The following is a 12,339-nucleotide window of genomic DNA, read 5'->3' as shown; positions in this document are numbered from 1 at the left end:
TCTTAATCTCTAGTTAAAAATCCACTTCGTCGGAAGCGGGAGCCGCACTGCCGGAGTTGTCATCTTCCAGCACAGAAGGATCATCGAAGCCTGCGTCAGCATCCTTGATGGTGTAATCGTTCAGCAGCTCATTCTCGTTGGTAACAGTCTCGGAACCTGCAACATCACGCATATCAAAGCCGGTCTCTTCGTCGTCGAAGTTCTGGCGCATATCGATCTCGTTGCCATCCTTGTCCTGGACCACAACGTCCATACCCAGAGACTGCAGCTCCTTCAGCATAACGCGGAAGGACTCGGGGATGCCGGGCTGCGGGATAGGTTCGCCCTTGACAATGGCCTCGTAGGTCTTGACACGGCCCTCAACGTCATCGGACTTGACGGTCAGGATCTCCTGCAGGGTGTAAGCGGCACCGTAAGCTTCCAGAGCCCAGACTTCCATCTCGCCGAAGCGCTGACCGCCGAACTGAGCCTTGCCGCCCAGAGGCTGCTGGGTGACCAGAGAGTAGGGGCCGGTGGAACGGGCATGGATCTTATCATCGACCAGGTGATGCAGCTTGAGGTAGTACATATAACCAACGGTAACGCGGTTATCGAACTTCTCGCCGGTACGGCCATCGTAAACGGTGGTCTTGCCATCACGATCCAGCTCGATCTTGGAGAAGTCGATGATGTGGCCCTTCTCACCCATGATCTTGGGCAGCTTGGTGGGATATGCGGGAGCATTCTCACCGTGCCACAGCTCACGGGCGGTATCGAAGGTATCGCCGATGTCGTTCTCACGCGCGGAATCGAACACGGGGGTCATAACCTTGATGCCGCATGCCTTGGCAGCGTAGCCCAAGTTGACTTCCAGCACCTGACCGATATTCATACGGGAAGGAACGCCCAGGGGGTTCAGCACGATGTCCAGCGGGGTGCCGTCGGGCAGGTAGGGCATATCCTCCTGCGGCAGGATGCGGGAAACAACACCCTTGTTGCCGTGACGGCCTGCCATCTTATCGCCGACGCTGATCTTACGCTTCTGAGCGATGTAGCAGCGGACGACCTCGCGGACACCGGGCTGCAGCTCATCGCTGTTCTCAGGAGTAAAGACCTTGACATCCACGATGATGCCGTACTCGCCGTGAGGCACACGCAGAGAGGTATCACGGACTTCGCGGGCCTTCTCGCCAAAGATGGCGCGGAGCAGGCGCTCCTCAGCGGTCAGCTCGGTCTCACCCTTCGGGGTGACCTTGCCGACCAGGATGTCGCCGCTCTTGACCTCGGCACCGATGCGGATGATGCCGCGCTCGTCCAGATCCTTCAGGGCATCCTCGGAGACGTTGGGGATATCACGGGTGATCTCCTCAGGTCCGAGCTTGGTGTCACGGGACTCGGTCTCGTACTCTTCAATATGGATCGAGGTGTACACATCCTCGCGGACGATCTTCTCGTTCAGCAGGACAGCGTCCTCGTAGTTGTAGCCCTCCCAGGTCATAAAGCCGATCAGGGCGTTCTTACCCAGAGAGATCTCACCGTTGCGCATGGCCGGGCCGTCGGCCAGCACCTGACCGGCCTTGACGCTCTCGCCCACTTCAACGATGGGGCGCTGGTTGATGCAGGTGCCTGCATTGGAGCGGGCAAACTTGACCAGCGGGTAGTTGTCCACGCCGCCCTGTGCATTGCGGACGGTGACGTGGTCGGCATCCATCTTCTCAACGATACCGTCGTTCTTTGCCAGAACAGCGGTGCCGGAGTCGGTGGCAGCCTTGTATTCCATACCGGTAGCCACGATGGGCTGCTGGGTGACCATCAGAGGCACTGCCTGACGCTGCATGTTGGAACCCATCAGAGCACGGTTACAGTCATCGTTCTCCAGGAAGGGGATGCAGGCGGTCGCAACAGAGACCATCATTCGGGGCGAAACGTCCATATAATCGACCTTATCGGCATCGATTTCCAGGATGTCATCGCGGCGGCGGGCAGAAACGCGGGGACGGATGAAGTGCTTGGTCTCATCCAGAGGCTCGTTGGCCTGAGCAACAACGTACTCGTCCTCAACGTCAGCGGTCATATACTCAACTTCATCGGTAACGACCTGATCGATCAGCTTGCCGTTTTCGTCGTAAGTCTTTTTGACCTTGCGATAGGGAGCCTCAACGAAGCCGTACTCGTTGATCTTGGCGTAGGATGCCAGATAGGAGATCAGACCGATGTTGGGGCCTTCAGGGGTCTCAATGGGGCACATACGGCCATAGTGGCTGTAGTGAACGTCACGGACCTCGAAACCTGCGCGGTCACGGCTCAGACCGCCGGGGCCCAGAGCAGACAGACGGCGCTTGTGGGTCAGCTCGGCCAGAGGGTTGTTCTGGTCCATGAACTGAGACAGCGGAGAGGAGCCGAAGAACTCCTTGATGGCGGCAACCACAGGACGGATGTTGATCAGTGCCTGCGGGGTGATAACGCTCTGATCCTGGCTCTGCAGGGTCATGCGCTCACGGATGACGCGCTCCATGCGGGAGAAGCCGATGCGGAACTGGTTCTGCAGCAGCTCACCAACGCTGCGGATGCGGCGGTTGCCCAGATGGTCGATATCATCGGTGGTGCCAACGCCGTGGCCCAGACCGTTCAGGTAGTTGATGGAGGACAGGATGTCCTTCACGGTGACGGTGCGGCCGATCAGCTGGTCATGGTTGCGGCGGAGCATTTCCTTCTGCTCCTCCACATCGGAGGTGGTGTCGAGGATCTTCTTGATCTCATCAAAGGAGCAGCGCTCGTTGATGCCGCACTCCTTGACATCAAAGGAGAAGAAGCCCTGTGCATCCACACAGCCGTTGGTGATGACCTTGACCTTCTTGCCCTCGATGCTCAGAATAACGGTATCCACACCGGCGGCATCTGCCTTCTCGGCCAGCTCACGGGTGATCTTGCCCTTGGCCTCAACGATGATCTCGCCGGTCAGGGGAGCAACGATGTTCTCAGCGGCAACAAAGCCGGTGATGCGGCGGGCCAGAGACAGCTTCTTGTTCATCTTGTAGCGGCCGAAACGAGACAGGTCGTAGCGGCGCGGATCGAAGAACAGCATGTTGATCTGGTTGGTAGCGGACTCCACCGTGGGGGGCTCGCCGGGACGCAGCTTGCGGTAGACCTCCAGCAGGCCCTCGTCCTGGTTCTTGGTGGTGTCCTTCTCCAGAGTGGCCAGGATGCGCTCATCCTCGCCGAAGAAGTTCAGGATCTCCTCATCAGAGGAAAGGCCCAGCGCACGGCACAGCACGGTGACGGGCAGCTTACGGTTCTTATCGATACGGACATAGAACACGTTGGCGGCATCGGTCTCGTACTCCAGCCATGCACCGCGGTTGGGGTTCATGGTTGCGCTGTACAGGTCGTTGCCTACCTTATCTTTGGCATCTCCGTAGAATACGCCGGGAGAACGGACCAGCTGGCTGACGATGGCACGCTCGGCACCGTTGATCACAAAGGTGCCCGCATCGGTCATCAGCGGGAAGTCGCCCATGAAAATTTCCTGGTCCTTGACCTCGCCGGTCTCCTTGTTCAGCAGACGGGCAGTCACGCGCAGGGGGGCAGCGTAGGTCACGTCGCGCTCCTTGCACTCCTTGATGCTGTACTTGGGCTCCTTATCCAGACGGAAGTCCACGAAGCTCAGCGCCAGGTTACCGGTGTAGTCCTCAATGGTGCCGATGTCGTGGAAGACCTCTTTCAGGCCCTCGTCCAGGAACCACTGATAAGAGTTCTTCTGGACCTCGATCAGGTTCGGCATACTGATGACTTCGTCGATGTGGGAGAAGCTCATGCGCTCGGTTTTGCCGAGCTTTACGGGCTTGACTTTCATCATAAAATCAACCACTCCTTACTTTTATACTCTACGGATATTGCGTTATACGGGTCAGATTTGAGCACACACACATAAATCGACCCGTATCCTCCAAGGAAGTTCGTCGCTTTTCACAAACTTTTCGGTCAACACCGTCCAGCCGCTTCCAGTGCAGCTCCCTTTTTGGCGCACTAGGCCATTATGTGATACTAATGCAGTATACACCTCAAAAGCCTTGCTGTCAAGCCATTTTTCGCATTTTGGCCCAATATTTTTGTCAAGCCCGCGATTTCATGGTACGCACGGGTGCGTGTAAGCTTTGCGCATTTTGGCTCTTGATTTTTGAGTTTTGCACGTTCTCGCCAAAAACACCCTTGTGCATTTTGTACACCTTGGCTCTTGATGCGTGCTCTCCCCTGCCCATGCAAAAAGCACCGCAGCTGCCCGCGGTGCCCTTATGTGCTCATTCTTCCAGATAATCCCGCAGTCGCTTTGCGCGGCTGGGATGGCGCAGCTTGCGCAGAGCCTTGGCCTCGATCTGCCGGATGCGTTCCCGGGTCACGTTGAACTCCTTTCCCAGCTCTTCCAGGGTGCGGGCCTGCCCGTCCTCCAGCCCGAAGCGCAGAGTCAGCACCCGCTCCTCCCGGGGTGTCAGGCTCTTGAGGACGTTTGCCAGCTCCCGCCGCAGCAGTTCCCGCCCGGCCTCGTCCACCGGTGTTTCCAGGCTGATGGGGTCCTGCGCCAGCTGCAGCAGCTCCCGCACCCGGTCAGGCTCCATGTCCAGCCGGACGGCGATCTCTTCGGCTGTGGGTTCCCTGCCGTTTTTGCGCAAAAGCTCCCCTGTCGTCTTTTTCACCCGGTTGATGCTCTCCACCAGATGCACCGGGATGCGGATGACCCGCCCCTGATCGGCAATGGCCCGGGTGATGGACTGCCGGATCCACCATGTCGCGTAGGTCGAGAACCGGAACCCCCGGTCAGGTTCAAACTTTTCTGCCGCCTTCATCAGGCCGAGGTTCCCTTCCTGAATGAGGTCAAGGAAGGGCAGCCCCCGCCCGGCATAGCGCTTGGCCACCGAGACCACCAGCCGCAGGTTGGCTTCGCTCAGCTTCCGCCGGGCATCCGCATCCCCGGCCTGCGCGGCCCGGGCAAGCGCCAGCTCCTGTTCCATTGTCAGCAGCGGCACCCGGCCAATCTCCTTCAGATATGCCTTCACCGGGTCATCCAGCGCTACGCCCTCGGCTGAGAGCTCGTGCTCCAGTTCCCCGATCTGTGTTTCATCCAGCATGGGCATGTCCGCTTCTTCTTCGGTTACACGGATGCCCCGGGCTTCCAGCGCCGCATACAGCGCATCCAGCCCGGATACATCGTATTCCTGCTCATCCATGGCCCGGCTGATCTGCTCGGGTGTCAGGGTATGGCGGCGGGCCCGGCCTGCCAGGATCTTTACCAGTTCTTCCGTCTGCGACAATTTCCGCATGATTCTTTCTCCTTCCAGCTCCAGCCGGAGGAGAGGAACGGTCAGTCGTCCGCAGGGTCTGTGCCCTGCTTCTTTTCTCGCATCGACTGGAGATACCGTATCAAATCATCATTGGACATTTCGGCCGCCTTGCCTGCCACGGGGGTGCCCCGGGCAATGCGGTCCAGATAGAGCCGGATATCGTCCGGCGTACAGTTCACATCGCTGTATTGTGCCGCAAGGCGGCTCAGCTCATTCAGCGCCTCTTCGCTCACAAAGGGGCGCAGAGTGGAAAGGCTGATCTCGATTCCCTGCTCCTGGCACTGCAGAAACGCTTCGTACAGCTCCTTCTGCTGGGGCAGAACGAACTTTTCCGGGCTGACCTGGGCCCGCACCTGCGGGATATAGCTGGGCTCCCGGAGCATGGCGGCCAGCAGCCGCTGTTCTGCCGAGGCAACCCCCAGCGCCTGAGAGCCGCCCGCACTGTACGGCACGCTGATCTGGTGCATCTCACCGGACTGCAGCCGTGCCTGATTCTGCGCCCACCGGCGTTTGCTGTTGGAGCGCTTTACTGCATCGGCAAGCTGGGTCATAATGGCATTCTTGGAGATGTTCGTCTCCTCGGCCAGCCGCCCGGCGTAGACCTCCTGCTCGGTGGGGTTGGAGCGCTCCGCCAGCATATTCACGGCTTCTTTGACATATTCCAGCCGCTGGGCATCCTGCTTGAGGTCGTATTTGTTCTTGAGCCGCCCCAGCCGGAAGTCCAGCGCGTTGCCCACACCGTCCAGCAGTGCCTTGAACCGCTCGGAGCCATACTTTTTGATGTACTCATCCGGATCCTTTGCACCCGGGATCTGCAGCACGCCCACCTTGACCGGGCTGTTACGGAACAGTTCCAGCGAGCGCAGGGTAGCCTTCTGACCGGCCTCATCCGAGTCGTAGCTCAGGATGACTTCCTCCGCGTACTGGCTGATGAGCTTTACCTGATCCGGAGTCAGGGCCGTGCCGCAGGCGCAGACCGCCGTGTCGATGCCCGCCTGATGCATGGAAATAACGTCCATGTAACCCTCGCAGAGAACGAACCGCCGGGAAGCGCTCTTCTTGGCGATCTGCAGAGCGAACACGGTATCCGACTTGTGATAGACCAGTGTCTCGGGGCTGTTGACATACTTTGGTTTGGAATCGTCCATCACACGCCCGCCAAAGGCTATGATGTTGCCCCGCAGGTCAAAGATGGGGGTCATCACCCGCTTCCAGAACAGGCAGTAGATCCGGCCCGACTGGCTGCGCTTGAACAGGCCGCTGGCATCCAGCTCCTGCTGGTTGTACCCCTTATCGCGCAGATACTGGTACAGCCCCTGCCCGTCATCCGGTGCATAGCCCAGCCCGAACCGGACGATGGTCTTGTCGTCCAGACCGCGCCGCCGCCAGTAGGCCCGGGCCTGCCGGGCTTCCTCGACCGTGGAGTTCAGGCAGGCGTGGAAATACCGCGCGGCTTCCTTGTTCATGGAAAGGATGCGGCTGCGCAGGCGGCCCGTCTTGTCGTCCTCCTGCGGTTCCGGCATTCCCGCGCGGGCAGCCAGCATCTTGACCGCCTCGGTGTAGTCGATGCTGTTGATGCGGCGGACGAAGTGGATGACATCGCCGCCCACGCCGCAGCCAAAGCAATAAAAGCTCTGGGTATCCGGGTAGACATAGAACGAGGGGGTCTTTTCGCTGTGGAAGGGGCACAGGCCGCCATACAGCCGCCCCTTCCGCTTGAGCTGGACATAGTTGCCCACCACATCCACGATATCGGTGCGGCGGGTCAGTTCCTCAATATATTCGTGTGGGATCATTTTGGTATTCCGATGCTCCTTTTATAACACATGCCACTTGCGGGGCACAAAGACATCCTCAAAGGTACGGATGGCAAATTCATCGCTCATGCCGCTGATATAGTCCGTCACTGCGCGGTCGCGTCCTTCCTGATAGGCCAGCTGCAGGTAGAAGTTGGACATCTGTTCGATGTGGGTCAGGTAATACTCGTACAGCTCGGTGAGCACCTTTTCCACCTTCTGTTCTTCCTTTTTGGCGCTGCGATCCACATAGACGGTGCGGTACATGAAGTCCTTGAGGGCCAGGAAGGCTTCGTTCTCCTCCGCGCCCACCTGCACATCCCCCTCGCTGCTGCGCAGGATGCTGTTGATCATGGTGGTGATGCGCTGAGACTTCGTCTCCCCCAGCACGGCGGTGCATTCTCTGGGCAGGGTGGCCGGGTCCAGCACACCGGCACGCACGGCATCTTCGATATCGTGGTTCACAAAGGCGATCTGATCCGCCATGCGGACGATGCGTCCCTCCGGGGTAGCCGCCCAGGTGCCCTTGGTATGGGTCACGATGCCATTGCGCACCTCCCAGGTCAGGTTCAGGCCCCTGCCGTCCTTTTCCAGCTTGTCCACCACACGCAGGCTCTGCATATAATGCCGGAACCCCTCCGGGCAGAGCTTGTCCAGTGCGCTCTCTCCCGCATGGCCAAAGGGCGTGTGCCCCAGGTCATGGGCCAGGCTGATGGCCTCGGTCAGATCCTCGTTGAGACGCAGGGCGCGGGCGATGGTGCGGGCGATCTGCGCCACCTCCAGCGTGTGGGTGAGCCGGGTGCGGTAGAGGTCGCCCTCCGGTGAGAGAAACACCTGCGTTTTCTGCTTGAGCCGCCGGAACGCCTTGCAGTGGATGATCCGGTCACGGTCCCGCTGGAACACCGGACGGATAGGGTCCTGCTCTTCGGGCCTCACCCGGCCCCGGCTGGCATCGCTGAATGTTGCCCAGGGGGCCAAGGTCAGCCGCTCGATCTCTTCGGTGCGCTGTCGTACATCCATCAGGAACCCTCACTTTCTGTTTTCTCCCCCTCCTCTCGCACGGCGCAGCCGATCCCCATGCCGCGTCTGCGGCAAGTATAGCACATCCGCCCTGTCGAAGGGGGAAAGTTTTTGTCTTGGAACGAATAAAATTTCTTGATTTTACTGCTGCTCCCCAGCCTTCCCCGCAGGGAAGTCTGTGTCATAACGGCAGGCAGTCAGCTTTCAGGTCAGAACGGAGCGTAGAACGGCTGCGACACACTTACCTGTGCACCGCCCCGGGTCAACTCCCGGAGCTGCTCCAGCAAGGGCGGCTCCGTACCCTCAGGCATCTGCCAGCGCAGGGTGACACGGTCGGTGAACTGAGGGTCTGCAAGCTTTGCCCCCGCCGCCTGGATGAGCAGCGCCGCCCGCTCGTAGAGTGAGTAATCCACCGTCACTTCCAGCTCCACTACACTGCGTACCGTGACCACCTCGGCGGCTTCCAGTGCGCGGGCGGTGGCGGTGGTATAGGCCCGCACCAGGCCGCCGGTGCCCAGCAGCACGCCGCCAAAGTACCGGGTGATGACCACGATGAGGTCAGTCAATCCGCTGTGCTGTAGTACTTCCAGCGCCGGGGTTCCCGCCGTCTTGGCCGGTTCACCGTCATCGGAGTAGCGCTCCCGGTTGCCCTCCCGCAGGCGGTAGGCGTACACATTGTGCCGGGCCGTGCGGTTGGCTGCCCGCACCTGCTCCAAAAAGGCCACCGCCTTTTCCTCGCTGTCCGCAAAGGAGAGCTGCGCAATAAAGCGGCTCTTCTTTTCCTCATATTCGCCGGTGGCCGTGCCCCGGATGGTGCGGTAATCCTCCACGCTGGTTCCTCCTGCCCATTGATTTGATTTATTTAATAAGTATAGCATAAATCCCGGCAAAGAAAAAGCCTGCAGCTGCAAAGCTGAAGCGAACACAACCTGGTGTTCTGTTGATCGTTGCCGTTAGCCTGCGGTAATGACGGAGTTTCGTTGTCTTCCAGAAAAACCTCTTGACAATGGGAACTTTTTTGATTATAGTGTAGCTAACGAATATTAGTTAGCGAAAGGCAAAGGAAAATGGAAGATACCAAGCAGCGCATTCTGGAAAAATCTCTGGAACTGTTTTCGACCAAGGGATACGATGCGGTCAGCGTGGGTGAAATTGCAAAAGCGGTCGGCATCAAGGCTCCCTCGCTGTACAACCACTTCCCCAGCAAGCAGGCGATTTTTGATGCGATTTTGGAAACAACTTCGGCGCACTACCAGAAAGACACCGCTGAGATCTCGGTCCATGTACAGGATTCCCAAAAGGGTATCCCAGTTTTCTCCCACATCTCAGAGGAGCTGCTGGTTGAAAAAGTCCGACAGATCTTCCTTTATTCGCTGCACGATAAAACCATCAGCCAGTTCCGCCGGATGATGACGCTGGAGCAGTTCCGTTCCCCCAAGTTTGCCGAACTGCTTTCCAAACGCTATGTGGATTGGATGATCTCCTACCATGCAGGCATCTTCCGTGCGCTGGTTGCAAACGGCGAACTGCGAAACGAAGACCCGGATACGCTGGCGTGGATGTATGTTTCCCCGATCATCGTCCTGCTGAGCGTCTGCGACCGTCAGCCGGAACGGGAAGCTGAAAGCCTTGAAAAGCTGGATGCCCATGTAAAGCTGTTCTTCCGGACCTTTAACATTGTGGGAGGCGAAAAATAAAGGAATTTTTGAGTTTTAGTTGAAGCAGAAAAAAGTCATAAATGCTATAATCAAAGGAGAGCTTTTTGAAACATACTACATTTGCACTGGGACTTGTGGCCTGACCGGGAGGTCTGGCAAATACCACAAGCCACGCCTCCCGAAGACGAGCAAACACAGATCTTCAGGAGGACCATACCATGAATCGTGAAAACAAACGCAAGACCTTTGAAAAAGGTTACTATAAGACCCACGCCTGCAACGATACCTTTACCTGCAAAGTCTGCGGACGGGTCTGCACCCCGCAAAATGCCGGGAGCGACCACCGCAACCATTGCCCCAACTGCCTGTCCAGCCTTCATGTGGATGAAGAACCCGGCGACCGTGCCTCCGACTGCGGCGGCATCATGGAGCCGGTGGCAGTCTGGGTACGCAAAAGCGGCGAATGGGCCATCATCCACCGCTGCAAACGCTGCGGAAAACTCAGCTCCAACCGGGTGGCGGCAGACGACAATCCCATGAAGCTCATGAGCATTGCCATGAAGCCCCTGTGCGCTCCGCCGTTCCCGCTGGACTATATTGAGGAAATGACCGCCTTGATGGGCGGCGATGGACGAATGCGGTAAGTCGCAGCCACAAACAAAAAGGCCGCTGTGTCGGAGAAGCGCTCTGCGGCACAGCGGCTTTTTTGCAACTTAGGAGGGATCGCAAGATGGACTATATCAGAGTTACCAGAGAAAACATCGACAAGGAACATATCTGTTGTGCCATGTCCGGCAAACAGAGCCTTGCCAAGAAGGAATGGCTCAAGCAGCGCTTTGAGGAGGGGCTTGTTTTTTACCGCAGTGCAGAGCGCGGCAAGTGCTTTATCGAGTACATCCCGGCAGAAAACGCATGGGTGCCCATTGATGCGGCAGGCTGGCTTTATATCAACTGCCTGTGGGTCTCCGGCTCCATGAAGAGGCACGGCTATTCCAGCGAACTGCTGGAAGAATGCCTTCGGGATGCCAAGGCGCAGGGCAAAAACGGTGTTTGCATTCTGTGTGCAGAGGGGCGCAAACGGGAGTTTCTCGCCGACCCCAAGTTTTTGACCCATAAGGGCTTCAAGGTTTCGGACATCTCCGATTGCGGCATCAACCTCATGTACCTGCCCCTTGCAGAGAGTGCCCAGCCGCCAAAATTCAAGGCCTGCGCCAAGCATCCCAAGGTGGAGGAGAATGGCTTTGTCCTCTACTATACCGACCAGTGCCCTTACACCTATTATTGGGTGCCAAAGGTGCAGGAGGCTGCAAAGGAACATGGAATCCCGTTCAAAGCCATCCACATCACAGAGAAAGAGACGGCACAAAATGTGCCCGCACCGGTCACAACATACGCATTGTTCCGGGATGGGAAGTTTGTGACCCAGAGCATCCAGTCGGACAAGAAATTTTTGAAATTGGCAGGCGCAGCGGATTGAACCATACGACAGAAGTCATTGATTTTCTTTGTTTATCTGTGATACCATTCGTTACAAGACCAACGGCGTTGCTCTCTTCGCCTATGGTGGAGACTCCGGCACTCAAAGAAATTTTCCGAAAAACACAACGAGGTGACCATTTTTGAAACGTCGAACTTTTCTTGTCTGCTCCGCTGCACTTTTTTGCGGTGCGCTTCTGGCAGGAGGCTGCACTCAAAAAACTTCTCAGCCCGTCCCTCAGCAAATTGAATACTCCAATTTGGCAGATTCGGATACACAAGCTCTTCTTTCCAAGCTTTTGCAGGATGCCGGCGTATCCGACCTGCGGATACAGACCTTCTTTGATCATGTGCAAAAGTTCAACAATGCTGTGGACCCGGCATGGCTCACCACAGGGTTTGAAAATGCCAAGCCTTCGGATCTGAAATACGATCCTTACTCCATGCAGGACGCATGGACGGAAAAATATGACACCTTCCCCGGCTGGAACTGTCGGATCACCGCTTGTGGGCTGTTCGGTGATTTTATCACTGTCACGGGCAAGGCAGACCTTGACTCAGCCGAGGACACCCTGTTTATGGACTATGAAACACTGGACTCTGACCCGGAATCCCTTTGCGGCGACGAACGGCAAAAGTTTGATGCGCTGTTCGCCCCAGTTAAAACCACCAATACGACCGATATTTCTACCCATTTGAAAACGATTCAACAGGAATGGAAGAAACGCGGTCTCTCCTTCGTAGAAGATGATAAGATCCGTCTCGTCTCCGTAGTCCTGCACGATCAGTTCTCTGAAACGGACAATTCTCTTATGATCGGTCATGTCGGCGTTATGCTTCCCACATCGGATGCAGTATATTTCGTTGAAAAGGTCGCTTTTCAGGAGCCGTATCGCTTGTTGAAGTTCAAAAATCGAACCGAGTTGAGCGATTATCTGATGCTGAAATACGACAACTCGTGGGGACAGGATACTGCCCACACCTTTATTATGGAAAATTCAGACCTGATGGACGGCTGGCGCATTCTTGACGAACAGGAAAACGCAAGCTGAAAGTATATTATTCGTTGGAAGC

The 12,339-nt window shown here is 57.3% G+C and carries 9 protein-coding genes; 4 read left to right on the top strand and 5 right to left on the bottom strand.

Annotated features, from left to right (window positions below):
• Positions 1 to 13 precede the first annotated feature (13 nt).
• The 5 genes from D3F01_RS04890 to D3F01_RS04870 all read right to left on the bottom strand — a co-directional run bounded on the left by D3F01_RS04890 (position 14) and on the right by D3F01_RS04870 (position 8,961).
• Positions 14 to 3,835: a DNA-directed RNA polymerase subunit beta gene (locus D3F01_RS04890; protein WP_097770298.1), complete on the bottom strand. Its 3,822-nt coding sequence runs from the start codon at positions 3,833 to 3,835 to the stop codon at positions 14 to 16.
• 442 nt (positions 3,836 to 4,277) lie between these two features.
• Positions 4,278 to 5,294: a sigma-70 family RNA polymerase sigma factor gene (locus D3F01_RS04885; RefSeq protein ID WP_242886337.1), complete on the bottom strand. Its 1,017-nt coding sequence runs from the start codon at positions 5,292 to 5,294 to the stop codon at positions 4,278 to 4,280.
• 41 nt (positions 5,295 to 5,335) lie between these two features.
• Positions 5,336 to 7,111, bottom strand: a complete 1,776-nt coding sequence (gene dnaG / locus D3F01_RS04880) for a DNA primase (RefSeq protein ID WP_242886335.1) — start codon at positions 7,109 to 7,111, stop codon at positions 5,336 to 5,338.
• 21 nt (positions 7,112 to 7,132) lie between these two features.
• A complete protein-coding gene (locus tag D3F01_RS04875; RefSeq protein WP_097770300.1) occupies positions 7,133 to 8,131 on the bottom strand; it encodes a deoxyguanosinetriphosphate triphosphohydrolase in 999 nt (332 codons plus the stop codon).
• 209 nt (positions 8,132 to 8,340) lie between these two features.
• Positions 8,341 to 8,961 (bottom strand): YigZ family protein, encoded by a 621-nt coding sequence (locus D3F01_RS04870; RefSeq protein ID WP_207697017.1) that lies wholly within the window; start codon positions 8,959 to 8,961, stop codon positions 8,341 to 8,343.
• A 237-nt stretch (positions 8,962 to 9,198) separates the two neighbouring features.
• Here D3F01_RS04870 and D3F01_RS04865 point away from each other — a divergent pair, with 237 nt between their 5' ends.
• The 4 genes from D3F01_RS04865 (at position 9,199) to D3F01_RS04850 (ending at position 12,317) form a co-directional block, all read left to right on the top strand.
• Complete coding sequence (locus tag D3F01_RS04865) at positions 9,199 to 9,828, top strand: TetR/AcrR family transcriptional regulator (RefSeq protein ID WP_242886333.1); 630 nt, start codon at positions 9,199 to 9,201, stop codon at positions 9,826 to 9,828.
• Positions 9,829 to 10,007: 179 nt separating this feature from the next.
• A complete protein-coding gene (locus D3F01_RS04860; RefSeq protein WP_242886326.1) occupies positions 10,008 to 10,433 on the top strand; it encodes an RNHCP domain-containing protein in 426 nt (141 codons plus the stop codon).
• An 86-nt stretch (positions 10,434 to 10,519) separates the two neighbouring features.
• Positions 10,520 to 11,266, top strand: coding sequence for an N-acetyltransferase (locus tag D3F01_RS04855; RefSeq protein ID WP_242886324.1), 747 nt, complete (start codon positions 10,520 to 10,522; stop codon positions 11,264 to 11,266).
• Between the two features lie 142 nt (positions 11,267 to 11,408).
• Positions 11,409 to 12,317, top strand: coding sequence for a DUF4300 family protein (locus D3F01_RS04850; protein WP_242886322.1), 909 nt, complete (start codon positions 11,409 to 11,411; stop codon positions 12,315 to 12,317).
• Positions 12,318 to 12,339: the final 22 nt, after the last annotated feature.

Origin of the sequence: Faecalibacterium sp. BCRC 81149 (assembly GCF_022750605.1) — a bacterium.
Classification (GTDB): Bacteria; Bacillota; Clostridia; order Oscillospirales; family Ruminococcaceae; genus Faecalibacterium; species Faecalibacterium duncaniae.
This window is presented reverse-complemented; position numbering and strand designations above follow the sequence as displayed.